Source organism: Parapedobacter tibetensis (assembly GCF_024704835.1).
Taxonomy (GTDB): domain Bacteria; phylum Bacteroidota; class Bacteroidia; order Sphingobacteriales; family Sphingobacteriaceae; genus Parapedobacter; species Parapedobacter tibetensis.
Genome location: NZ_JAMXBE010000010.1, coordinates 190,847 through 216,313, shown reverse-complemented (window position 1 = coordinate 216,313; position 25,467 = coordinate 190,847). Strand labels below are relative to the sequence as shown.

Below are 25,467 nucleotides of genomic sequence, written 5' to 3'. Positions count from 1 at the left end.
GGTATTGTTAATTAACTTTTGTTGCATTTCTTAATTGAACTTACGGTCCTATTTTATTGTAGATCGAAAATAGCAAGCACAGGATAATGGTCTGACATATGATGGGTTGCCTCATCGTGTATAATATCAATCGACTTGAGTTGATCAGCTAATGCGGAATTAGCCAGTATATAGTCTATACGGTTTCTTACTGAAGTGGGGGTTGCATACCTTTCAGTGGGAATACTATGCTTAAATATGCCAGTATGCTGGTGCATCAAATCATGATATCCCATATCCTCCGCAATCTCCATTACCGAGTAGTCCAGTTTATTGTCGTTCAGGTTTCGGATATGGTCATGTTGGACCTCTCTGGTTTTTAATTGTTCTAACCAAGCCTGTAAGTTTTGGTTGTAGGTTATTGAGTCTTTTGAGGAAAGGGAATTGAAATCGCCCATGATAATAATCTTTTCATGCGAAGGTATTAAGGCTGCACGTGCCATGATTTCTTTCATCTCAAATTGACGCTTCACATAGCTGAATGGCGAAAAATGCACGACAAAGACATGAACGTCGTTGATGTTTGCATAGAGGTATGCATGCCACATATTGGCTACCACCTTTTCCACTTTGACGATAGGGTGCTTTGAAGATAGTGCTACGGGAAAACCATCAACCTTTGATGTTACCGCGTAGGGATGTCCGTATTTACTTGCAAATTCTTCGATGCTTTCTTGGGTAAAGCCGTTCATTTCCTGATATGCAATTAGATCGGGATCGATTTCCTTAACCCAATCAACATACTCCTTATGGATTACTGTATCTTGCTGCAATCCTTTCAAGACGTTGTATGACAGCACCTTGAAATTACCCTGCGCATAAATGGAACATGTACCGATCATGGTGGTAAAAAAAAACGTAATCGTTGCTCTCAATGGTATCATAATATTGATTTTAACACGTAACTTGCATTTCAATCGACAAAAATCATCCTTATTCTTGCATTACCAAGATCGGCAACATAGATATTACCTTCATCATCGACCGCAATATCGGTAGGTTGACTGAATCTTGCAGCAGCTCCAATGCCATCTGCAAAACCAGCGGCAGAACCAGCAATTGTTAACACGGTTTCCGATCCGATATTTATCAAACGTACTTTGTTGCTTCCCAAATCCGCCACATAAAGTTTCCCATCATTATCCAAGGCAATACCATAAGGTTGACTAAAAGAAGCCTGGGCTAAGGATCCATCCACGGCTCCGGCTGTTCCCAATCCACTGATGGTACTCAAATGGCCATCAACAGATAACTTGCGAATACGGTGGTTATTTCGATCGGCAATGTATACATTCCCCGCTTCGTCCGTTTCGATTCCCGAAGGGTTCCTCACCCGGGAACTTGTAGCCATTCCATCGGAAAAGCCAGCTGTACCATCCCCTGCGACGGTACTTACCATCCCGTTAGGATCTATTTTACGTATTCGATGATTATTATTGTCTGCTACATAAACATTACCCGAAAGGTCGACAGCCACATCGATGGGTTGGTTAAACCGGGCAATTTCACCTGGACCATCTACAAATCCAGCCTGTCCGGTTCCCGCCAAGGTACTTACCATGCCATCAATGCTTATCTTTCTGATACTGTGATTATCGCGATCAGCAATATAAATGTTGCCTGTTTCATCCACAGCAGATTTCCATGGATAATCCAATTTGGCAATTTCCAAAGGACCGTCAACAAAACCGTCCGTGCCACCCAATAGCGTGGTGACCATACCATCTGTCCCCACTTTGCGGATGGCATTGTTATTTCTATCCGTCACATACAGATTGCCGGCACCATCAAGCGTCACCCCTTCCGGATTATGAAAGGTAGCCTGAAGCAATGGGCCATCACTTTTCCCCGTCATACCGCTTCCGGTATAGGTAATCACCTTATAAATATTAACCGGTTCGGTATAATTAAATGTCCCCACATCAAATACACGATCTCCAACCCGCAATTGCACCAACCCGCTTGTTCCATTAACCGGTACAGCTACTTTGACCTCATCGGTTGATGATTCCAGAATGACCGCTTCACGATCACTGAAGGTTACGCTCAAAGCCGATCTGTCATTGCCGAATTGACGACCCAAGATGCTAACGACTTCATTGCCATATCCACTTTGAGGCCAGAAAGAAACAATTACTGGCTCTTTACTTTCCTGGCTGGAAGTAGTCTCCTTCTTGCAAGAAAGCATACATATGTTGATTGCACATATGATGACTACCCCTAAAAAAACATTCATTATCTTCATTTCGAATCAGTTTATAGCTAAATATTTAGGATGACATGTTGCATTATTGCTCTTCAGCCAAAATAGCCCAACCATTTGCCACGCTACGAGGTGCACCATCCGATGGACGGTTACGTACATGCCAAACATCCGCCATCGGATGCCTGATAACAAAAGTAGATGATCCCCCGCCGTCGAGATTAATTGATTCCTTTGCACCCAAGGCGTTCATGAAAATGGCTAGGTCAAGCAATGTGATCCCGTTGGAATAATCAAACCTACGCCCATCCACTACGATGAAATACAGCGTTTCATCAGCTGTGAAACCCACAGCTGTCCGTGGCTCAATGGAAAGATCCGTTTGGGAAACAATTTGGCCATGATCAATCAAGCGATGATGGCCGCCCAAAGCGTTTGTAATTTGATCGGCAAAAGCAAGATACTGTTGAGGGCCACCGATAATGGGGTCCCCGTTTTCCAGAAAACCAAAGAAACTCCTTCCCTCCGGTATCACGGTCCTTATTGGCACCCCATCCAGTTGTACAATACTCCTAGGTTCACCTGTACTCATGTTGTAAAAATCGGCATTAATACCAGCTACGGGTACGCTGCCCGTTGGGGAAATGACATATTGTAACATATCGGGGATGGTTTGCATGCCATAAGATACCGACCCATATGGTGTGAGTGGCACACAGGAGACGCCTTCTGTGTTTAGATCAATTTTCAATATAAATGCGCGCATGGTATACCCATTCATGGAGAGGTAGTGAATATCAGTTTCTTCCACACCCGGCGCCACGACAAAAGTAGAATCACTAAATACCCTACTAATTAACCCCGTACTGTCTACCAATATCTGAGTAAGGGGAGTTAATTCTACCTGTCCGCCATCAACTACAGGATCCTGTTTTGTACAGGATGAAAATGTAATACTGATGCCATTGCCAATGAACAACAGTAGGATGAGGCCAAAACATCTTGTGTTCATCATACAACCTTTTTTAATTATATCCATCATTTTGCGTCATTAATTCGTTTAAAATCAGTTCATTTTCAGGAATTGGGAACTTTTGTCTGGAGGGATCTATCCCCAACGTTTCCACGGCTTCCCCCCTCCTTACCAAATCATAGTATCGAAATCCTTCCGCAAACAGCTCTCTTCGCCTTTCCAACGTCACCGCGGACTCATATTCCGTTTCATTGGCAGGTGCTATAGGTGGCAAATTGCGTGCATGCCGCAATCCATTTAAACGGGGCAATCCCGCCATGCCCTGAGCTTCAGCACTGATTAGATATATCTCAGCCAAACGGATGACAATAATCGGATCCGTACCAGCTTGGCCACTGGAATATTTATTCACAACATCGAGCCCCTCATAGGTATCGATCGAAATGGCTTTTCTCTTGTCATCCTCTCCGTATAATACCAATACCTCATCATTCGGTTTATAGACATAAGATCCTCCTACCGGATGCGCATAGGTATAAAACATGGTACTCAGGTTGACACTGGATTCAACATTCAGGTTTACGAAGGAGAATATCACCTCATTATTATCTTGTCCACGGAACATGCGTGAAAAATCATCCAACTGAAACTGGTTGGATGTAATTATCGCTTCCGCCCAAATCGCTGCTTCTTCCGTTTTACCCGTCATTAATTTTACCCTTGCCATCAACGCCTGTGCAGCTTCCTGCGAAAGGTAGAAATAGTTGCCATTGAGCCCGGTGGCAAATGAAGGTAATGATGGTATTGCTGCGGTTAGGTCCTCTTCAATGAACGCCCATACTGCTGCTTCGGTATCCCGAGGCAGCTTATCCTCCGTTTTTACCCGCAATATAGGCACCCCACCCCAGCGGGTTACCAAATTATAATAAATCAAAGCCCGAAAGAAATGGGCCGTTCCAAGCAGGCGGCGTTTTTTCTCAGAATCGGGTAGCGGTTCCACGGACTCCATGGCATTATTCACCTGATACAATGCGGCGTAGTAACCATTCCAAGCCGTTGACATCAAACCTTGTTCAGGGCGTAAGATGTTGTTGATGAAGACAAGTTGATTGCCTCCGGCGGCATTGATCATATTACCCCCCACAAGATCAAACATCACATATGATTCTCTTCCCGGCCTATTCTGCACTACATTGTATAAGCCATTTATTAGCGGCTCCAAATCGCTTTCCGTTACATTCCCCGGAGTTACTGATGAATAGGGGTATAAATCAAGTTGCTTGCCACAAGATGGCAAGAGCATTACCCCTAGGGTTATCCACAAAAAATATTTCATCTGGTTATACATGGTCTTACCTTTTTATTGATTAAAACTGAAGATTAATCCCAAAATTAAAGATTCGAGGTTGTGGCAAAATAAGATTGTCCTCCCCTAGAAACCGTGGATCGAAATCGCTTGTCACTTCTGGATCCATTCCTGAATATTTCGTCCATAAGAATAGGTTGTCGGCCTGAGCATAGAGCCTGAGGTGCTTTACCTTGATTTTACTGGTCAACGCGGTCGGCAGTGTATACCCCAAGATCAAGGAACGCAACCTAATGAAGGATCCATCCTCTAGAAAACGTGTGGAATTTTGTGTGTTCCAAGGGGATCCATATATTGCTCTGGGCACAGTGTTGCTTGTTCCGGCACCAACCCACCTGTTTTCCGCCGAAGCCTCAGTGAAACCAAAAAAGCCATTGCCTAACCGTTCGATAAAAGTGCGATAGGAGAAATAGACATCATTTCCATAGCTATAGGTAAAAAATGCACTTAAATCAAAATTATTATAGCGCAAGGTATGGTTCCATCCACCGTAAAACTTCGGATTGATCGATCCTACTACCTGCCGGTCATTTACGTCGATGACCCCATCATTATTGATATCTTCATAGATAAGATCGCCTGCTCGTACATTACTGTTGTTATATAAGGACTCAGGGACTTCCTCATCATGTTGGTATATCCCCAACACCCGGTATACATAATGACTCCCTACTTCATGCCCCACTTGCAATGTTCTGTTGGATCCAATCAACAGCGCCTCATCACCGATAAGTGAGGTAAGCTTATTCTTGACAAATGAAATGTTGAAATCGGAAGACCAATTCACTTTGCCGATATCCAAGTTACCATCCAGTGTAAACTCCCAACCGGTATTGCGCATGGAGCCGATATTGCTGACAATGCTAGTGAATCCTGTGGTGGCATGTAACGGTCTACTATAAAGTAGATTGCCCGTATTTTTGATAAAATAATCGGCAATGAAACCTAATCTTCCCTTAAAAAGGCTTAGATCCATACCCGCATCAAATTGTGTCGCAGTCTCCCAAGTCAAGGTATTATTGCCAAGATCACTCACGCCGATGCCACTTTGGTTATTGTAGTTTCTTCCTCCACTCATTTGGGCATGGTAGGCATAACTGCTAATCCCCTCTTGATTGCCTGTGGCACCATAGCTTGTTCGCAATTTTAAATCAGTACCGTGATCCTTGTTCCAAAAATCTTCTTCGGAAATATTCCATCCGGCAGATACGGATGGAAAATAGCTCCATCTATTGTCAGGACTGAACTTTGATGAGCCATCAGCTCTGAAAGAGAGATTCAGTAAGTATTTATTATTATATGAAAAGCTGGTCCTGGCAAAATATGATTCCAGGGCATTATCCGATAGCGAAGTACCTGCATCATTAATCTCTGCTGCTACAGATAATACTTCGAAAGATGAAGAAGGGAACCCTTGTCCATCAATAGCTGCCGAAGAACTAGTCACTTTCTGGAACGAATGTCCCATTAGTACAGTAAAATGCAATTTATCAAAACTCTTTTTATAATTCAATGTGTTCTCCAGCAGCAGATTGGTAATCAAGCGGCGGTTATCAAACATTCTGCCCATACCGACACCATACGGATGGGTATCGTAATAATGGATGAGATCCTTCGTATAAATGGCATCAAGCCCAACCATACTTTTAAATTCAATATCGCGATGAAGTTTTGCGGTAGCGTGGATATTACCCAAGTAACGATAATTGTCCAAGTAGGCGTTTCCTTCATTCAATACTTGAATGGGGTTATGCCTCAATAAGTCGTCCGTTCCACCTTTATAGTAAGAACCATCCGGCTTATAAATACGGTCATATGGGCGCTGAGAAATGGCCCTTCCCATAATTGTGGCGCCAGAATTGGATCCCGGAACCCTATAATTTCTGGAATAGCTTATGTTGGAATTTGTTCCAATAGCCAACCAGTCATACAGGCTATGTGACAAATTCAATTTGGAAGTTACTTTTTGAAAGCGGTTGGTTTTGATGACACCTTCTTGATCCATATATCCACCAGACATAAAAATCTGGGTCTTTTCGGTGCCGCTCGAGAAGGAAAGATTGGCATTTTTTACGCCAGCTGTGCGAGTAACCGCTTTAAACCAATCGGTGTCGCCCATGCCCGGATAAGGGTTCATCTTTCTTTCCATATAGTTGGCATCGCCTGGATTGTGGCCAAACTGCACATTGTAATTATCTATCGCTTCATTAATAACCTCGATATATAGGTCGGAGCCGGCCATCTTAATTTGCCGTGAATCGGACACATCCTGCATACCTTGGTAATAATTAACGTGGACGGCTGTACGACCCACTTTACCTGATTTGGTGGTAATAATAATAACACCGTTGGTGGCCCTAGAGCCATAAATGGCTGCTGCGGCGGCATCTTTCAGCACTTCAAGGGATTCAATATCATTCGGGTTTAGGAGTGCCAAGGGATTCATGTTTTCTCCCATATTCAATAAGGCCGCATTGTGTCTTAGCACCGGTATGCCATCGATTACATATAATGGTTCGTTATTAGCACTCAACGAACCAATCCCTCGTACACTTACCCGGTTTTGCGTACCAGGCGCACCGGATCCGCCAGAAACATTCACACCAGCCACCTTACCCTGGAGCATCTGTTCGGGGCCCAATACGGGTCTGGAATTTTCCTCGGTTGGCCTGAATGTACCGATGGCCGCAGTAACGTCACCTTTTCTTTGCGTTCCATACCCAACTACCACCACTTCATCGAGTTCGCCTAAGGCTTCCTCCAATTCGATAACCAAAGACAACTTGTCATTGTTACCTATACGATAACCATCCAGCACCTTGGGTTTAAAACCAATGGATGAAAACTTCAGTTCATACCCGTCTCCAGGTTGGATCTGGCTGAACGTAAATATACCGTTGCTGTCCGTACTGGTGTTGCGCTTCACCCCAAGCGTGCTACTCTCCAAACTGACGGATACTCCATTGAGCGGACGTCCTTCTACATCCCTAACGATACCTGTCACCATAGCACCCGTTTGAGCTCGCGCTTGCACAAACACCATCATTAAGCACACATAAGGCAACCATAGATGAAGTCGCCTTGCTTTGATAATTCCTCGTAGTCTATTTTCATTCATATTTATTAAGTTTTAAGCAATACCCTTCCCTCCACACCTTAAAAGTGTAGTATAAAAATTTTATTTTCAATATGTTATGTTGTTTACTTAATTAGATATCCCACATCGGTTTTTTCAATTTTCAACCCATTTAAGGTCGTCACAGTATGCATAATTTCTTCTAATGTCTGTTGTTCGGAGCTTCTATCCAGTTTAAGGGATCCTGTAAAGTACATGTCTTTGACTACTTGAGGGCTGCACTGGATGGAGGTTTTGAAATAAATCTCCAGATCCGCAAACAGCATCTCAAGTGGTTGGTTGGTGAAGACCACCGAAGAATCGGTAAACAACGTAGTACCCAGTTTCTCCACGGCCTGCGACGGAGGTTGTTGAGCCTTTGGCTGGTCACCCTGTTTGGATTTGGGCAGTACCGTTGCCACCCATGTCTTGCGATCCAAACTCACTTTATCCCCCGGTGTGAGGTAAACTTCCTTCATCCCATGACGCAATGTGGTTTCATCGGGACTAACTACCACTTTACCGCTGATCAATTCCACGGCTGTCTCGTCATCGTCCGTGTAGGCAGAGACAAGGAACTCGGTACCCAAAGCTGTGGTAGCCAAGCCACCTGCGTATACCGTGAACGGCCTGTTTTTATCTTTTGCGACAGCAAACCGCGCCGCGCCCTTGAGGTAAAAATCCCTATGGTCGCTTTCCCCTTCCATATAGGCCAACTCGCTTGCTGGATATAACGTAATCACCGAACCATCCTCCGTATGGATTTCTATCATCTTATCGCTTAGATTCTCCCGGGTTATCGGCATCTTCTCAACGATTTGTTGTTCGTTATGCTGTTTTCCTGAGTTCCCCGTACTTACATAATATACCCATAGCCCGATAGAGGCGAGCATAAGTACAGATGCCGCCACGGCCGCTATACGCCACAACCTCACTGCAGGACGGCTTTCAATCCCTGTTTGCTGACGTATACGTGCCAGAATCGCTGGTTTTTCTTGTTCAGGATGCAGACTTTTTTCCCGCGCAAACGATTCCCATTCCGTTTCTGGCAATATCGATTTCAATGCTTCAGGATGCTCCATGAGGTAATTGGCTACGCGATCGGCCTCTTCAGCTGTGCATTCATTCCGCAAAAACTTTTGTATTAGGGACGCTTCCATCATTGTTAGTTATAGGTAATACGTTTAAGGAGCTCCATACCCCTAAGCGAATGTAAAAAAAATAGTGGGACAGGCAAAGGGGGGGTACGTCGCTAAGACGCAAAAAGACAGGCTTGGCGGCTGGTATACCAGCCACTCACATAAAAGGAAACCAATAGCTGACAAGCAACAGCAGTGATTTCTTTAGGTATTTCAGTGCGAGCGCAATATGGTTTTCGACAGTTTTTGGGGATATGGCAAGTTTAGCTGCGATTTGGGCGTAGGTGAAATGCTGGAACCTACTCATCGTAAATACTTTTTTGCGGACAGCAGGCATTTGGTCGATGGCAGCATGGATGCGGGTGAGTGTTTCTTGGTGGTACAGTTGCTGTTCGGCTCCCGGGCTAATGTGGAGCTCCACCTGCTGTTCCCTATATTTACGGGCGTGGGCGGCCTTACGGAGTTCGTCAATTAATATCGTCCTAGCCACTCTGAATAGTTGGATAGCTAACGTATATTCGGTGGAAAGCAAATGGCGCTTTTCCCATAAGCGTACAAAGGTTTGCTGCACCACTTCTTCTGCAAGGTCTTCCGACCTGCATTTTTTTAGTATGAATGTATAAAGCTTAGCATGCCATATGTGGTATGCCTGCTCAAAAGAATCCACACAGCCATTCCGTATTGCTATGATATCCTCCATATTCCGCAGTGCAAATATTCGAAATATTACAAAACACCCAGTGTCGCACTTATTACCTTTTCATCAAGAAAATGTTAAGCCATAAGATTGGGATGCAACATGCATCAGATTTGATTTATAATTTATCTGCAGCTTAATTTTTGGCTTTTAATCCTTCTTACGGCCGAACACCGAAAAATGCACGTATCGTCCCGGTCTGGCTTTCATATCTGCGATGAGTTCTTCAAGATTTTGGGAGGCTTGATTGAGGTTGTCATATAATTTTTCGTCATTCAACAACATACCGATGGAGCCTTGGCCTTGGTTTATACGGTCAGTAATAGACTGGAAATCGGCCATCGCTTTATTAGCGCTGGTGATGGTTTCCGCAAAATTGGCTTTGGCCATTTGATCTGTTATTTCATCCAAATTGATCAATACTTGACCGATCCGTTCATTGTTATTCTTCAAATTGCCGGTGATAGACTCCACATTGCCAACGATATGGCTAATGCGATTCCGTTCAGAGACTACCAAACCATCCAATTGCTGGGTAATCCCCTCCAGGTTTTGGAGTGAATTGGCTATGCTGTTAATACTCCGGTTAAAATTACGTTGAAAATCCGCATTAATAGTATTATTGACGGCACTCAGCACCGAGTCTAATGCGGCAGCGATATCTGCAGCTTTCCTTTGGATAGGCTCTACCTGCTCCATGATGTTTTTCTGTATATCAGCCTCCAATTCATCACCATCCTTAGCATATTCGGGGCTATCGCCCAATTCGAAGACGATGGCCTTCCCCCCTAATAAATCCGTACTTGTCAGACGGGCAAGTGTGTTGGCCGGAATGGCATAGTTCTGCTTTACCTTGAATTCCACCTTAATCTTACCATCGGGTTGCAGTTGCATTTCTGATACACGGCCAATTTGATATCCGTTGACAAGAATGGGTTTGGAGGGTGTCAGCCCATCTACCCGTTCATAGGTAGCATAAAATGTATTTTCACTGCTAAATACATCATTCCCCCTTAGGAAACTATATCCAATAATCAAGATGGCAATGGCCACTACAGCCAATATCCCCACCTTGGTTTCATTTGCTATCTTCATTTATCTCGTTTCTTTGTAAAGATACTGTTTTTTGGCAAACTGAAAACCTAGCGCTCGACCTGCCTTTTGTATGCCTTGACAGCATCAAGCAGATTCTTCACGATTTCGGCCTGCCCTTTTTCTGATTTCATGTAAGTCTCCTCATTAGGGTTGCTCAAGAAGCCAATCTCTGTAAGGATAGCGGGCATGCCCGCACGGGCAAGTACCGCTAAACTCAATTCCTGCACTCCCCTATCACCCCTTCCTGATCTAACGTATTCATTTTGGATAGCGGATGCTAATTTGATACTCTGTTCCCTGAACTGGTTCTTCATCAAGGAAAAAACAATATAGCTTTCAGGGTCATTGGGATCAAAGCCCCCGTAATTCTCTTCATAATTCTCCTCCAGCAGGATATCCGCATTCTCCCGCAGCGCCGCATCTTGCTCTCCCAACCTGCTGAATCCCGATACAAATGTCTCTGTACCCCTCACACTTTTATCTTGTACAGTTGTGTTATAATATTTACCCTTGCTATTCCGTCTCCTTACCCTACGAGCCGGAGTCGCATTACAATGGATGGACATAAAAATATCCGCTTTCTTCGCATTGGCAAATTCAATGCGCTTATATAAATCCACATCCACATCGGTGGTGCGCGTATAATATACTTTTACCCCTGGAATTGCAGCCTCAATCGCCTTGCCTAATTTTAGTGTTACCTGTAGGACGACGTCTTTTTCTAATGATGTTGCTCCTTTGGTGCCGGGTTTGTCGCCCCCATGTCCAGCATCCAGTACAATGGTCTTTATGGTATAGATGGAATCCCTATACTTATTTGCAAAAGTAACCGTTGGTATAGATATGAATAGGAGCAGGAAGTATAGCGTGTACTGCGTAAATTGTTTGTTAATCATATCGATGTATTGAGGTTTGGTTTTCATTCATAAATCACGTTGTCGCATTTCTAGGATTATACTCGTTATCTACAAAGATCCAACCACTATGCGAATATATTTGAAAACACCAAAATCCTGACTATTTTTAATTAATTTTGTGCGCAATTCCAATTTATTGCAAAAATACTATTCATTGTCAAATTTGAAGTCAATTGCCGTTTTTTTTTCGTGTATTTTATTATTCTTAACGGTATTTTCGGTCGTATCCGTATATGCACAGAAAAATTCCCGAAGGAATAGTATCAGGGTTGACTCCCTGCGGCAACGGCCTCCCCTATCCGATACAACGCGCAACGCATTGACAGACACCTTGGTAGTTGATTCCCTTGGCGGCAAACAAGATACCACCCAGCGAGGAGAGGAAACACCCGATGGATTAAAAGCCATGGTAAGCATAGTTGCTGCGGATTCGCAGATCACTGAGATGAAAACCAATATCGTGCATTTGTATAAAGAGGCGCGAATCAAATATGAAGGCTTTGAGCTTGCGGCAGACTATATTCGGGTAAACCAAACCACCAATGAAGTATTTGCTAGTGGGCTATATGACCATAACGACAAATACCGGGGAAGGCCCGTTGTCATCTTCCCCAACGAAACACCAAAGGCTGTGGATTCGCTCCGGTATAATTTCGATACAGGCAACGGCATTACACATGGGATATTCACCGAAGTTGAAGGAGGATACATTCAAGCGAGTAGGGTGCGTAAAAATCGGTACAACGAGATGTCGCTCTATCGTGGCATGTACAGCACCTGCAATTTACCAGAGCCGCATACACACTTTGGTATCCAAATCAGTAAAGGCATCGTTACGGAAAACCAAATCATCGCCGGCCCTTCCTATCTCGTCATAGAAAGCGTCCCCTTGAAATTTGTTGCCATTCCATTTGGTTTTTTCCCGAAGCCTGACAAACGTTCCTCAGGTTTTCTGTTCCCTACGTTTGGCGAAGAATTTTCGAGAGGCTTTTTCATGCGGGATATCGGGTGGTACCTGGCCTTCAACGACTATTGGGATAGTGAAATCAGGGGCACACTGTATTCAAAAGGTTCTTATGAAGCATCTATACTCACCCGGTACAAAGTCAACTATAAGTTTGACGGTGGATTCAACATGCGGTATGCCAACACCCGAAACGGCGTGGAGGGTACCCCGGAATATCGGGCCAACCAAGATTTCAACGTTACTTGGAACCATAGCCAACGGCAGGAAGCCAATCCCGGAACCACGTTTAGCGCGAATGTAAATTTCGGCACAAGTTCCTACTTTCAAAACACCGCCGCAGGTGCCAGTTATGATTACGATCAACTGACCCGCAACAACATGTCATCCAGCATCAGCTATGGAAAGGTATTTGCTGATGGGAAGGTAAACTTCACCTCCAGCTTGAGTCATCGGCAAGACATGGCCAAAGGCGAAGTATTTCTGGAATTGCCCACGTTTTCACTGAATGTGTCTTCGTTCAATCCATTTGATTCCAAGGATCGTGTCGGTGAGCAAAAGTGGTACCAACGCATCACCATGGGTTATTCCTTGCAGGGCAGGAATTCGGTCACATCCCAAGAAAGCGGTCTGTTCAGCAGGGAGACATTGGATAAATTCCAGAACGGCTTCCAGCACAACATCCCCATTAACCTTTCGCTGAATGCATTCAAGTTTTTCCAGTTCAACACCAGCGTAAATTATACCGAACGCTGGTATTTACAAAGCATCCGAAAGCGCCTAGAGAATTCGCCGAGTGGATTTGAAGAGGTTCGGGATACCCTTCCGGGATTCAACAGGGCCTATGATTATTCCATATCTTCTGGCCTATCCACCAAGATTTATGGGATGTACCCCAAAATAGGCAAAATGCAAGCGATGCGCCATGTCATCACCCCCTCCATAAACCTCAATTATCGGCCTGACTTTTCCGATGAGCTATATGGTTTTTACCGGAGGTTCAGGGATGCGCAAGGCAACGAGACACAATACTCCATCTTCGAAGGCGGAATGTTTGGCGGGCCGGGGCGCGGCAGATCCATGGGAATTGGCTTTTCCATCGATAACAACTTGGAGGCGAAAATCCTGAGCAAAAAGGACACCACCGATGGCGGCATAAAGAAAGTCCCCATTTTACAGGGGTTGACATTCAGCGGCAACTATAATTTCGTTGCCGATTCTTTTAACCTGTCCAACATCAATTTTTCGGGTAGGACCGCTATCTTCAACCAAAAAATAAACCTCAATTTCAACGGCACCTTCGACCCGTATAGTTTTGACCAGGCTACTGGCAGGCGCGTCAACCGTTTTGCCATCAAGGATGGCAAGCTTGCTCGGCTTACCAACTTTGGATTGTCCTTTGATTATAGCTTCAATCCTGAGGCCAATGAAAGCCGACAAAATGGATTGGATTCCTTAAACAACCAACGGGCCAACATGACCCCGGAACAGCAACAGGCGCTATCGCGGATCAGTTCAGACCCCAATGCCTTTGTCGACTTCAATATCCCATGGAACCTTGCCGGCTCGTTTAGTTTCCAGTATTCAAATCCAGGCAACCGCAGTAACGTTACTGCTACGCTGAATGTCCACGGCGATTTCAGCCTCACCCCCAAATGGAAGGTGCAATTCAATTCGGGTTACGACTTCAGGCAAAAAGAAATTTCCCTTACCCGCTTCAGCATCTATCGCGATCTGCATTGCTGGGACATGTCTTTCGGCTGGGTACCATTCGGCCGATACCAAAGCTACAATGTCACCATTCGGGCCAAGTCTTCTATCTTGCAAGATTTGAAGTTGACCAAACGGAACGATTCTTTCGGAGGCTTTTAACACCATAAATCAGAACCATGTTAGCTGAAATCATTACCATAGGCGACGAAATCCTCATCGGGCAGATTATAGATACCAACTCGGCCTGGATGGCTCAACAACTAAATGCCGAAGGTATCCATGTGAAACAGGTCAGCTCCGTCGCAGACCATCCGACAGATATTATTGTGGCGCTTACACTCGCTGCTGGTAGGGCCGATATCATCTTGATCACAGGTGGATTAGGACCTACCAAAGACGACGTGAGTAAACAGGCAATGGCCACCTATTTTGACTGCGGCTTCAGGCGCGATCCGAACGTGCTTGCCCATGTCGAGTCCATTTTCCGGCGTTATAACCGCCCCATGCTAGAAATGAATCGCCAGCAGGCCGATGTCTTGGACAAATGCGAAGTATTGTCCAATGAGCTGGGCACTGCCCCCGGCATGTGGCTCACCCATAAGGGAAAGACATACATTATTATGCCCGGCGTACCTTTCGAGATGAAGCATATCATGCAAGAACGGGTACTCCCGCGCCTTCGGCTATTCGAAGGAAGGCTTCCCATGTGGCACCATACCCTATTGACCGGTGGCATCGGTGAATCTTTCCTTGCCAAGCAAATTGCCGATATTGAGGCGGCATTGCCACCGCATATACATCTCGCCTACCTGCCTAAGCCCGGTGTTGTGCGGTTGAGGCTTACCGCTATTGGCGATAACTTGGATACCTTGAAGCGCGAAACGCAAGCCATTGCTGCCCAATTTAAAGAACGTATAGATGGTCACTTCATAGCCGATGAAGACACCACATTGGAATCCGTAATCAAGCGCATAATGAATCAGAAAGGCTTGCTCCTTGCCACAGCCGAGAGCTGCACAGGAGGCAACATTGCCCGTCTCATCACTTCCCTTCCGGGAAGCAGCTCCATGTTTGAGGGCGGCGCCGTTACCTATTCCAATGCTATGAAAATAAAATTGCTCGATGTCAAACAACAAACCCTTGAGCGCCATGGTGCTGTAAGCGAGGAAACCGTGCGAGAAATGGCATTAGGTGCTCAAGCAAACTTCAAAACAGACTATGCCATTGCCGTAAGCGGTATAGCCGGACCCGACGGTGGTACGCCCGAAAAACCGGTCGGCCTCGTGTGGATTGCAGTGGCCGGCAAAAAAGGTGTGATTGCACGGGAATATCAATTTGGCAACGACCGACTCGTCAACATCGAAAGGACCTCCATGGCTGCACTATTCATGCTTTGGCAAATGTTAATGGCCGAAAACCCATTCAAAACCTCATAGGTTTTGCCTCACTTGGGCTGGTACCCAAACCCAAGCGGTTTAATCATAAATAAACCGAAGAGCAGGCATATGAAGGTTAATAACAACTATTAAATTATGTAAAAATACCATTGTGCAAAATAAAATTCTGTTCTTTTATTTTTAATCAATTATTTATGTAACTTGGGCCTTTTCAATAATAGCACGAATAATCGTTATGGCGACATACAACTTACAACTACCCCGGATGGGCGAAAGCGTATCAGAAGCAACGATAGTAAAATGGTTGAAACAACCGGGCGACCACATTGAAGAGGATGAACCGGTGTTGGAAATTGCCACGGACAAAGTGGATTCCGATGTCCCTTCTCCGGTTTCAGGGATACTCAAGGAGCAGCTCATAAACGTGGATACCATCGCCCAAGTTGGGGAAGTCATCGCCACCATTGAAATTGAGGGCGATGAGGATAACATTGAACCTACTGAACAACCCGATGAGATCATAATCGGAGAACCCGCTACAGACGACATCCCGGGTATAGAACAACTGGACGAACCTGAGCCAGCGCAACAGCCCAAAAGCCAGGATTCGCGCTTTTACTCTCCACTGGTCAAGAGCATCGCCGCAGAAGAGGGGATTACACCTGAAGAATTAGACACTATTACTGGCACCGGCAATGAAGGCCGTGTGACAAAACAGGACATACTTGATTATGTAGGAGCAAAGAACAGCGATGAGGCATCGGAAAAAACGCCAACAGGTATACCCGCGGAAAAAGCCGAACAACCTATCGCACCCCCACCCGCCTCTGTAATCGTATCGCCCACCGACGAACTCATTGAAATGGACCGCATGCGTCGGTTAATCGCCGACCATATGGTCATGAGCGTACAAACTTCCCCGCATGTATGTTCCTTTGTCGAAGCGGACGTGACCAATTTGGTCAACTGGCGTAACAAGATAAAAGCTGCCTATGAAAAACGGGAAGGCGAAAAAATCACCTTTACTCCCATTTTCGTTGAAGCGGTAAGCAAAGCCCTTCGGGATTTCCCCATGGTCAACGTCTCGGTAAATGGCACACAAATCATCAAAAAACGGCGCATCAACATCGGTATGGCTGCGGCGCTACCCTCCGGAAATCTTATTGTACCCGTTATCAAGAACGCCGACCAGTTGAGCCTCGTTGGGCTGAGCAAAGCTGTAAACGACTTAGCAAACCGTTCGCGAACCAATAAGCTGAAGCCCGACGACACACAGGATGGCACCTTCACACTCACCAATATCGGTGCTTTTGGCAATATCATGGGCACCCCCATTATCAACCAGCCCCAGGTAGCTATATTGGCCGTCGGCATCATCACCAAGAAACCAGCTGTCATCGAAACGGAATACGGCGACATGATCGGCATACGGCATATGATGTACTTATCCTTGTCGTATGATCACCGTGTGGTGGATGGTGCATTGGGCGGGCGGTTTGTGAAACGTGTAGCCGATTATTTGGAAAATTGGGACGTGAACCGAGAAATTTAGTGTTTCACGCAAAGGACGCCAAGGCAATTTACGCAGAGAACGCTAAGCGTATGGATTTCTTCGCGAACTTTGCGCCCATCTTTGCAAGCTTTGCGTGAAACCAGCTCAAACGCCACTCAACTTACCCACCACCCGTCGGTATCGCATATATAACAATACCGAAGAAGTGAGCAGGCCCAAGGTGAGTCCATACCATATCCCCTCCACACCGAAGTGGAGCACGATGCCCAATAAATACGCTATAGGAAGCCCCACTACCCAATAAGCCACAAACGTAATCAGTGTGGGCGTGTTTACATCACCCATTCCCCGCAATATACCCAGGCCCACTACTTGGGTGCCATCAAAAAGCTGGAACAACCCGGCAATGATTAGCAATTGAGCAGCAATACCAATCACTATGGTATCCTTTGTGAAAATCCATGGCAGATATTGATTCAATAGCGCAAACAGCAGCGCACATATTCCCATAAAAACCAGTACGATATGGTAACTGGAAATCGCGTACCGCTTCAAACGGAAAAAATTCCGTTGCCCAAAGCTGTTGCCTGTTTTAATGGTCGCAGCAGCAGCTATGCCACTGGCCATCATATAGGTCATGGCAGCCAAGGTAATGGCCACTTGATGAGCTGCTTGTTCATTGGGACCTAATGTGCCCGCTATCACGGCCGCCCCGGCAAAAGCACCGATTTCAAAAACATACTGCATTGCTACAGGTGCTCCGATTTTCAAGATTGACAAGCACCGTTTCGTATCGATGCGCATGATATTGAACCGCGGCAAGTATCGTTTGAAGTTGACGGAATGGAACACATAAAACCCCATCACTACCGCCATCAAACAACGGTCTATCAAGGTACTATACCCCACTCCGCTCACCCCCATGGGGGTTATGCCAAACATCCCCTTCACGAAGACAATGGCCAACAGCACATTCAGTACATTACCCCATATGGTGATATTCATCGCCTGCTTAGTAAAACCAAGTCCTTCCGCAAACTGTTTGAAGGCATTGAACACCATCAAGGGCAAGATCGACAAACTGAGGATAAACAGGTAAGGTTTGGCTTCGCGCACGACTGCCGGGTCTTGGCCAAGGTGGTCTATCACCACCATCGACCCAAAATATACGAGGCAAAACAGTAAGATACCGGATAAGATATTAATCAATAAACTATTGGAAAGTAGCACCCCGCATTCGTCGTAATTTTTTCTACCGTTTTCTTGTGCAATCAATGGTGTGAGGCCATAGGCAATGCCCAATCCGATGACTAGCACAATCATGAAGACGCTATGTACCAGCGACACGGCGGCAAGGGGTATCGTGCCTGCAAACTGCCCTACCACGATACTATCGGCCGTATGTACCAGCGTATGTCCCAACTGGGAAATAACCACCGGGCCAGCCAATACCAAACTACTCCAATAATAGGGTTTATATGCTCTGAATCCTCGACGCACCTTGTTTGCTTTTTAATACAGGAGCGGCAAAGGTACGAGAATTTAGCTTCTACCTCTTATCAAAATGCCAATAACAGACACACCGATTCCAGTTCGTCAGCAATAATAAATGAGGCTGCGAAAATCATTCTCCGTATTACTTTGTTGGGGAGGTACCCGAAATATTTCCGAAAAGCTGACGAAAAATGAGATGCATACTTATACCCCACTTCTTGCGCTACCGCCGCCACTTTCAATTGCCCATTGGCCAGCAAGATCTTGGCGCGCTCCATACGACATGCGGTAAGGTAACCAAATACCGTTGTTCCGTAAACCGCTTTGAAGTTCTTCTTCAGGCTCGCCTCATTCGTACCCACGGCGTGAGCAAGCCCAACAAGTGAATAGGCCTCAGCCGGATGATCATGCAGCATAGTTCCGACTTTGCGGATGCGGTCTAACTCGTCCGGCCGCAGTCGCGCCAGCGCCTGTTTGCTATCAAACCTATCAGCCTGTTCCAAAAACAAAACGAACAACTCAGCAAGTTTCAATTGCATGTAGGCAGATTGTAGATACGCTGGTTTCTTCTCATGCAATATTTGTTGGATTACGGCAGTCTGTCGGATGTCCAGCGGCGAATTACACACATCCAGTAGCCAGGCACACTTATTTCCTTCCAGGAAATCACGGAGATGTGGTTGGCTTCCTGATATAGGCAAAGAAATATCAGAAAGTCCTACGACAAGCATAAACAGCTCACATCCTCCTTCACTATCGATGGTAATATCCTGAGTGCAACCCGCCTTTACGAATGAACAATTGCTTTCTCCGACCGAAAACACCCTCATACTCCCTGCATAACCCACATGGGCATTTTGCCCCTGTAACAAGCAAATTAAGCGGATCTCCGGTCTCGATTGCTCCAAAACACGCCAATGGCAACCGGAAGGATGCGAAGTGCTGAAATGATAATAGCCGAAAACGCCGAAACGACTTACCGTAACTTTACCGTCCCCCCGTGCAACTGTATCGATAGCTCCATCTATTAATAGGTCGTGCGTGAGTTCATCACACTGTAACGAAAATTCCGCCATTTATAATTTGTATTCCGTTAACTATAATATTCTAGTTGTGCGTACGCTTATATTTGCGCCAAATTTACATTATTTAGACTATATATAAATAATGGGATGAAAAATAAATGAAGCTACTATCATCTATTACCATTTTGTTCCTTTCCACGTTGACGACGCTCGCCCAAAACGGCGAACTTTGGGGAACAGTAACGTTATCTTCAGGGCAACCCGTTGTTGGGGCGTCGGTCATTTTACAGTCCGGCAACATCGGTACAATGACAGACGAGCGCGGTCGCTATTCCTTAAGCGCCATACCATTCGGAGACCATGTGTTGGTCGTCACTTCATTAGAGATACAGCCCGTAGAAGCTCGGGTCACGTTAAATGAAGTCCGCCAACGCAAAAACATTATCGCGAAGGGAAATGAGTCTACACAATTGACCGAAGCATCCGTCGTACGGAGTTCGGAAAAGCGTGAAATCGAAACCCAGGGATTTGCCGTAAATGTTATCGAAACGAAAGAAGCTGCTCTCCGAAATATTCAAACGAATGAATTATTGGACAGAACGGTAGGCGTTAGGGTCCGGCAAAGTGGAGGTTTGGGTTCTGAAGTACAATACAACCTCAATGGGATGACCGGAAGGTCCGTCGGTATTTTTATCGACGGGATAGAAATTTCAACGTATGGTTCGTCATTTAATCTAAACAATATCCCTCCGGCAATGATCGACCGGATAGAGGTATATAAAGGTGTTTTGCCTGCGCATCTATCCGGAGACTTACTTGGCGGAGCGATTAATATCGTATTGAAAAAAGGAAATACGGTCAACAACATGACGGCTTCGGTATCCTATGGATCGTTCAATACCTTACAATCAGATTTAAGTGCCAATTACCGCAACGCTAAAAATGGATTCACCGCCAAAGTATCAGGTTTTTATACGGCTACCGACAATGATTATGAGCAATGGGGTAAATTTTCGAAGTATATCGAACCGAATGGTATCGTCACCCGAAATTATCGAACCAAGCGATTTTTTGATGGATATACCACCTTCGGAGGAAGATTTGAACTCGGCTTTACTGACGTCAAATGGGCAGATGCCTTTTTAGTCGGGTATAACATCGCTGACTCCTATAAGGAAATTCAGCATGGGCAAACCATGGGCACACCTTACATGGGCAGAACTTCGGAAGCCCAAGGTCATGTACTCAACTTGCATTACACCAAGAACGATCTATTAACCCAGGGACTAAATCTGACTGTTAATGGGGTATATGGCAATCGGAATACGTATATCCAAGACACCGTTCCATGGGCCTATAATTGGGATGGCAATATTCGTGTCGATCTCAATGGTAACCCGATACGAAGATTAGGCGGCGCGCAACAAGGGTCGGCTCCGACCATGATGGATATCGATAGGCAAATTACGAATATCAGGTCCAATGTAAGTTATGATATGGTAGCAGGGCATCGGATATCCGTAAACCACATCTACTATACGGTTGATAGACAAGACGATGACTTATTAAATCCCCTTGGAGACGGTGCGTTAAAGAACTCGAATGACTTGTCAAAAAATGTCCTTTCATTCAATTACGAAGCGCAAACCTTCAATAATAGATTGCGGACAAATTTATTTGCCAAGATTTATCAGCAGTCTTTAACGAGTATCGCTTACAACGGCTCGCAGGTTGATGGTCAAGTCGTTATTATAAAAGATGTTGTGCACGATAACCGGTCCAACACGGGTTATGGTTTTGCTGCGTCTTATTCGCTATTCCCCCGCATGATCATCATCACCTCAGCAGAACGTGCGGTGCGCATGCCTGGAGACAATGAAATATTCGGGAGTCCAGATCAAAACGTGCTGGCCAGTCCTGCGCTAAAGCCCGAGCGAAGCGACAACTATAATGCAGGTTTTAGAGTCGGTACGTTCGAATTCGACCAGCATAAAATATCCTTGTCTACCAATGTCTTCTGGCGTAATGTAAAAGACAGAATTATGCCAAGGACCAATGAGCTGCTCAACAATCAGGAAATAGAAGAGACACAATATATCAATCTTGGTCTAGCCCAATCGTTAGGTTTCGAAGGCGAGCTATCTTATATCTACCAGAATAACCTGACCCTTATGGTCAACTTCTCCAAATTCAACTCGTTATTTAAACAGGAATTTGACCCTGCCACAGGTCAACGGATGACCTATTACAATACACAAATTCCCAATGAGCCATTTTTCACCATCAATGGCAACGCGCATTACAGACTTGACGACGTCATTCAGCAGGCATCGGAGTTAAACTTATTTTACACATTAGGCTATGTACATCCGTTCAGAACCATATGGCCGGTATCCGATTGGTTTATTACCCCCGCACAATACGCGCAAAATGTAGGGGCAAGTTACATCTTCCCTAATCGCAAAGTTATAGCCAGCCTGGATATCAAAAACATATTTAACGCAGAAGTCTATGATAATTTCGGTGTACAGAAACCTGGAAGAGCTTTTTATTTGAAACTTAATTACACCATTAACAACTTCTAAATAAATATCACAGTAATATGAAAGCAAATCTGATTAAAACCGCTTTATTCGGTGCAGTTGCAACGGCATTTTCATTGGCAAGTTGCAGTAAAAATGATGGCCCAGACACGACAATTCCCGAAGATGTAGACCGTTGGATTACCGTTTCCGGAGCGATGATGGATGAAGAGGCTGGTGACGGTAATGGCGGCACCATGGTATATAGTGTATCTGCTGCTCAGGCCAAAGATCCGGGTGTCTCCATCAATGTTTTTGATAACGGTATGCACGTTAAATCACAGCGTACCGCTCGTCTCCAAGCTTCTGCTGATGGAGATTTCTTATATAATATCCAATATGTGGGAGACGATGGAGGGATCTTTAACAAATACAGTGTTCATGGCGGAAAAGATTTCCGGCCAGATGGCCCAGAGGTAGAAACAGCAACTTATGTCAGTACCTCTCCTCGTTGGCTAAAAGCCGCTGAAGGCGTCGGGGTAGCCGTGAGAGCAGCTGCTAATGATGCCGTATATGAAGGCACCAATCCCAATTTTGTTTTTAAATACAGAAGGGCAAAAACCGATGCGATTACCTTAGATCTTAACGACCCAAAAATCACCAAAACAACTTCATTCGAATTAGGGCTTTCTGAAGATGAAGAGGCCGCTGGGTATTATGTGTCCCGTATTGATGTTCCGGTAATTAATAAGGCTGGAAACAAAGTATTCATTGGCGCCGCGGTAAACAAAGTTAATCCTGATAGCTATACACTGGAAGAAGGCGTACCGGTCTTTGACAACGATAGAACAAGGCCGAAAAGTTGGGCAAAAACCCTGGTATTGGACTACCCTTCGCTTGCTAATCCGAAGGTGATTACGTCTACGCAAACCAGGGGCAATACCAATGGCTACCGCAGCACCATGCAATATGTAGGCACAGACGGCCATGTGTATCAAGCTACTTCTGGTGAGGCGGTAGGCACCGGCGGATCTAAAATACTCAGAATCAGTACCGAAACGAACGATTATGACAACAGCTACGTATTTAGTCTGGACCAGGCGTTGGGCTTAACAAACACGTACATTGAAACATGGAGATATACTGGTGACGGTATTGGTTTTGTGGTTTATAGCTTGGTCAATAATGCCGGAGAGCGCACTGGCGGTTACATCGCCCGTGTCGACCTGAATAATAAAACCGCTACGAAGTATACCATCCCTAACGAGGCTGCGTTGAAGTTCCGTCAAATTCAAAACATTGCAATCGACGGTGACGATGTTTACATTGCTGTTGCTGCTATTGGGCAAAACGGCAACATCTATGTGTTTGACAGAAAAACAGGTGAAATGACGGTAGGCGCTAAACTTGTTAATAAAACTGGTAACCAGTACATCGGCGTTTACTAAAAGTAAAACGCCACATGGTCTTTAATAAGGAGGAGGCTTTTGCCAGCAATTGCTGAACAGAAAATCATCCAATTTGACCATTGGATGATTTTCTTGTTTGGATTATTTTAAAACGAACTACATAAACATGGTTAAAACAGCACGCAAAAAAACAACCTGGCAAAAGACCCGGAAGTTCTTCAACGACATCCATCTCTGGGCTGGGCTAATCAGTGGTATCGTTGTGATCCTGATCTGCTTCAGTGGCACCATCTACACCTACAATACCGAGTTGCGCGAATGGGCATCGCCACACCTGCACAAGGTAGAGATTCCGGCAAACGGTAAACGCCTGCCGGCAGATGATATCATCAAAAAAATAGAAGAAACCTCGGGCGGAACGGTTACTTCGATTAGCATTCCTGCTGACCCGGCCCGCACCTATCAATTTTCAGCACGCATTGAAGGCGATAGAAGCCGCTTTGGCACGACGTATTACGTCAATCCCTATACCGGCGACATCACAGGTACCTCCAAAGAAAAAACCAAAACCGGCGAGTTTATGCAGAATATGTTCAGCCTGCACCGCTGGTTATTGCTGGATAAAATAGAAGAGCCCCTGATCGGTGAGTTACCAAATCGGCAACTGGGCAGTTATATTTCCGGAACGGCTACCATATTGTTCACCTTGGGCGTCCTAACCGGACTAGTCATCTGGTTTCCTCAGAAATTACGGACATGGAAGCAGGGGCTTAAAATAAAGTGGAGCGGCAACTGGAAACGCATTAACCACGACCTTCATAACTCCCTAGCATTTTATTCATTGATCTTTTTATTCCTCATGGGTATCACCGGCCCCCAATGGTCTTTCCCCTGGTACCGCACGGGGCTGCAAAAAACCCTGGGCACCTACAAGGAACAACCTGCTGAACGTGACGGAGGCCCTGGCCGTGCCAATGCCGAAAGAGGCGGCAGGGGAAAACCAGGTAATGAAGGGGAGCCGGACGAAAAAGAACAAAAAGCCGAACTACAACTATTGCCGTTCGCGTCTTATCTTGCTGCTGCCGATCAGGCGCTACCTTATACCGGCGACTATCGGTTAAGCTTGCCGAAAGATGCGGAAACTCCCCTATCCATCAGCAAGAACCGGGTCGGTTTTTTTGCCCCGGCAGCCGGGGATCAGGTTAGCCTGGATGCCTCCACTGCGGCCGTAAAAGACGTGCGGATCTTCCGTGACAAACCGTTCAACGAACGTGTGGCCGCTTCCATAAAAGCACTGCATGTAGGCAATATCTATGGCCAATTCACCAAGCTGATTTACTTTTTAGCCTGTTTAGTCGCCACCACCCTACCCATTACCGGTACCCTCATCTGGCTCAATAAAATGAAGAAAAAACCAGCTAAACAGCATCGGAAAATTCCGACAATTAAAGCGGCTTATTAAAAAAGAGCGGCTGGCGTTAGGGGTTAAGTACATAATTACATCAAGAGTACATGGCTACATCTTGGTGACGACCGACTTCCCTAAAACACTTTTGAATACACTGGCCGAACTAGCAGAAATTGGCTACCACACCCCAACATCCGGCAATTCCCATTACCCAGTACCATCAGGAGTACCGACATCCTATATGAAGTGGTCACCGAATTCCCCAAGACGTTCATCCATACCCCCACCGGATTGGCTGAACTTGTTGGTATCGATTTAGATACAGTGGAACCGAATGATTACTTTTTATTTAAGTTTGCCATTACAATGTCAGACGGTACTCGGATTGTGCAATTCCAAGACAATGCCTGTGACGAGTCACGAGGTGAGCCTTGCGATTGCCGTACCGGAGTCCGATTCAAAAATCAATAAGCTTATC

Annotated in this window: 18 protein-coding genes; 7 read left to right on the top strand and 11 right to left on the bottom strand. The window is 45.4% G+C overall.

The features are described from left to right. Positions 1-53: 53 nt before the first annotated feature. The 9 genes from NF543_RS16705 to NF543_RS16665 form a co-directional block, all read right to left on the bottom strand. The gene (locus tag NF543_RS16705) at positions 54-923 is read right to left on the bottom strand and encodes an endonuclease/exonuclease/phosphatase family protein (protein ID WP_257669319.1); all 870 of its coding nucleotides are present in this window, start codon (positions 921-923) and stop codon (positions 54-56) included. A gap of 29 nt (positions 924-952) precedes the next feature. Then, entirely contained in the window at positions 953-2,284 is a 1,332-nt protein-coding gene (locus tag NF543_RS16700; RefSeq protein ID WP_257669318.1) for an SMP-30/gluconolactonase/LRE family protein, read from the bottom strand. A 43-nt stretch (positions 2,285-2,327) separates the two neighbouring features. After that, a complete protein-coding gene (locus NF543_RS16695) occupies positions 2,328-3,254 on the bottom strand; it encodes a phosphodiester glycosidase family protein (RefSeq protein WP_257669317.1) in 927 nt (308 codons plus the stop codon). A gap of 13 nt (positions 3,255-3,267) precedes the next feature. Next, a complete protein-coding gene (locus NF543_RS16690; RefSeq protein WP_257669316.1) occupies positions 3,268-4,563 on the bottom strand; it encodes a RagB/SusD family nutrient uptake outer membrane protein in 1,296 nt (431 codons plus the stop codon). Positions 4,564-4,582: 19 nt separating this feature from the next. Further along, positions 4,583-7,699, bottom strand: a complete 3,117-nt coding sequence (locus NF543_RS16685) for a SusC/RagA family TonB-linked outer membrane protein (RefSeq protein WP_257669315.1) — start codon at positions 7,697-7,699, stop codon at positions 4,583-4,585. A gap of 83 nt (positions 7,700-7,782) precedes the next feature. Further along, on the bottom strand, positions 7,783-8,856 hold the full coding sequence (locus tag NF543_RS16680) for a FecR family protein (RefSeq protein ID WP_257957521.1): 1,074 nt from the start codon (positions 8,854-8,856) through the stop codon (positions 7,783-7,785). 136 nt (positions 8,857-8,992) lie between these two features. Next, entirely contained in the window at positions 8,993-9,535 is a 543-nt protein-coding gene (locus tag NF543_RS16675) for a sigma-70 family RNA polymerase sigma factor (protein ID WP_257669313.1), read from the bottom strand. A gap of 147 nt (positions 9,536-9,682) precedes the next feature. After that, positions 9,683-10,627, bottom strand: a complete 945-nt coding sequence (locus tag NF543_RS16670; protein ID WP_257669312.1) for an MlaD family protein — start codon at positions 10,625-10,627, stop codon at positions 9,683-9,685. A gap of 47 nt (positions 10,628-10,674) precedes the next feature. After that, positions 10,675-11,523, bottom strand: a complete 849-nt coding sequence (locus NF543_RS16665; protein ID WP_257669311.1) for an N-acetylmuramoyl-L-alanine amidase family protein — start codon at positions 11,521-11,523, stop codon at positions 10,675-10,677. Between the two features lie 175 nt (positions 11,524-11,698). Between NF543_RS16665 and NF543_RS16660 the strand changes: the two genes are divergently transcribed. From NF543_RS16660 to NF543_RS16650, 3 genes are all read left to right on the top strand, one after another. Beyond that, positions 11,699-14,380: a putative LPS assembly protein LptD gene (locus tag NF543_RS16660; RefSeq protein ID WP_257669310.1), complete on the top strand. Its 2,682-nt coding sequence runs from the start codon at positions 11,699-11,701 to the stop codon at positions 14,378-14,380. 17 nt (positions 14,381-14,397) lie between these two features. Next, positions 14,398-15,657, top strand: coding sequence for a competence/damage-inducible protein A (locus NF543_RS16655; RefSeq protein ID WP_257669309.1), 1,260 nt, complete (start codon positions 14,398-14,400; stop codon positions 15,655-15,657). 196 nt (positions 15,658-15,853) lie between these two features. Next, positions 15,854-17,170 (top strand): dihydrolipoamide acetyltransferase family protein, encoded by a 1,317-nt coding sequence (locus NF543_RS16650; protein WP_257669308.1) that lies wholly within the window; start codon positions 15,854-15,856, stop codon positions 17,168-17,170. 105 nt (positions 17,171-17,275) lie between these two features. Here the strand turns inward: NF543_RS16650 and NF543_RS16645 are convergent, their stop codons facing one another. Beyond that, a complete protein-coding gene (locus tag NF543_RS16645; RefSeq protein WP_257669307.1) occupies positions 17,276-18,631 on the bottom strand; it encodes an MATE family efflux transporter in 1,356 nt (451 codons plus the stop codon). Between the two features lie 59 nt (positions 18,632-18,690). Next, positions 18,691-19,701, bottom strand: coding sequence for a helix-turn-helix transcriptional regulator (locus NF543_RS16640; RefSeq protein ID WP_257669306.1), 1,011 nt, complete (start codon positions 19,699-19,701; stop codon positions 18,691-18,693). A gap of 107 nt (positions 19,702-19,808) precedes the next feature. On the opposite strand from NF543_RS16640, the gene NF543_RS16635 reads away from it, so the two are divergent. The 4 genes from NF543_RS16635 to NF543_RS16620 all read left to right on the top strand — a co-directional run bounded on the left by NF543_RS16635 (position 19,809) and on the right by NF543_RS16620 (position 25,460). Beyond that, positions 19,809-22,235, top strand: a complete 2,427-nt coding sequence (locus tag NF543_RS16635; protein WP_257669305.1) for a TonB-dependent receptor — start codon at positions 19,809-19,811, stop codon at positions 22,233-22,235. A gap of 17 nt (positions 22,236-22,252) precedes the next feature. Continuing rightward, positions 22,253-23,620 carry a DUF4374 domain-containing protein gene (locus NF543_RS16630; RefSeq protein ID WP_257669304.1) on the top strand — a complete coding sequence of 456 codons (1,368 nt, stop codon included), beginning with the start codon at positions 22,253-22,255 and terminating at the stop codon, positions 23,618-23,620. A gap of 127 nt (positions 23,621-23,747) precedes the next feature. Beyond that, a complete protein-coding gene (locus NF543_RS16625) occupies positions 23,748-25,043 on the top strand; it encodes a PepSY-associated TM helix domain-containing protein (RefSeq protein WP_257669303.1) in 1,296 nt (431 codons plus the stop codon). Positions 25,044-25,235: 192 nt separating this feature from the next. Beyond that, positions 25,236-25,460, top strand: coding sequence for a hypothetical protein (locus tag NF543_RS16620; protein ID WP_257669302.1), 225 nt, complete (start codon positions 25,236-25,238; stop codon positions 25,458-25,460). The last annotated feature ends 7 nt before the right edge of the window (positions 25,461-25,467 follow it).

What these genes read in the sequence shown, in the direction of transcription:
- NF543_RS16640 (WP_257669306.1), bottom strand. Translation starts at nt 19,701, where the DNA reads ATGGCGGAATTTTCGTTACAGTGTGATGAACTCACGCACGACCTATTA.
- NF543_RS16705 (WP_257669319.1), bottom strand. Translation starts at nt 923, where the DNA reads ATGATACCATTGAGAGCAACGATTACGTTTTTTTTTACCACCATGATC.
- NF543_RS16690 (WP_257669316.1), bottom strand. Translation starts at nt 4,563, where the DNA reads ATGTATAACCAGATGAAATATTTTTTGTGGATAACCCTAGGGGTAATG.
- NF543_RS16670 (WP_257669312.1), bottom strand. Translation starts at nt 10,627, where the DNA reads ATGAAGATAGCAAATGAAACCAAGGTGGGGATATTGGCTGTAGTGGCC.
- NF543_RS16625 (WP_257669303.1), top strand. Translation starts at nt 23,748, where the DNA reads ATGGTTAAAACAGCACGCAAAAAAACAACCTGGCAAAAGACCCGGAAG.
- NF543_RS16635 (WP_257669305.1), top strand. Translation starts at nt 19,809, where the DNA reads ATGAAGCTACTATCATCTATTACCATTTTGTTCCTTTCCACGTTGACG.
- NF543_RS16685 (WP_257669315.1), bottom strand. Translation starts at nt 7,699, where the DNA reads ATGAATGAAAATAGACTACGAGGAATTATCAAAGCAAGGCGACTTCAT.
- NF543_RS16655 (WP_257669309.1), top strand. Translation starts at nt 14,398, where the DNA reads ATGTTAGCTGAAATCATTACCATAGGCGACGAAATCCTCATCGGGCAG.
- NF543_RS16695 (WP_257669317.1), bottom strand. Translation starts at nt 3,254, where the DNA reads ATGAACACAAGATGTTTTGGCCTCATCCTACTGTTGTTCATTGGCAAT.
- NF543_RS16665 (WP_257669311.1), bottom strand. Translation starts at nt 11,523, where the DNA reads ATGATTAACAAACAATTTACGCAGTACACGCTATACTTCCTGCTCCTA.
- NF543_RS16700 (WP_257669318.1), bottom strand. Translation starts at nt 2,284, where the DNA reads ATGAAGATAATGAATGTTTTTTTAGGGGTAGTCATCATATGTGCAATC.
- NF543_RS16675 (WP_257669313.1), bottom strand. Translation starts at nt 9,535, where the DNA reads ATGGAGGATATCATAGCAATACGGAATGGCTGTGTGGATTCTTTTGAG.
- NF543_RS16680 (WP_257957521.1), bottom strand. Translation starts at nt 8,856, where the DNA reads ATGGAAGCGTCCCTAATACAAAAGTTTTTGCGGAATGAATGCACAGCT.
- NF543_RS16650 (WP_257669308.1), top strand. Translation starts at nt 15,854, where the DNA reads ATGGCGACATACAACTTACAACTACCCCGGATGGGCGAAAGCGTATCA.
- NF543_RS16630 (WP_257669304.1), top strand. Translation starts at nt 22,253, where the DNA reads ATGAAAGCAAATCTGATTAAAACCGCTTTATTCGGTGCAGTTGCAACG.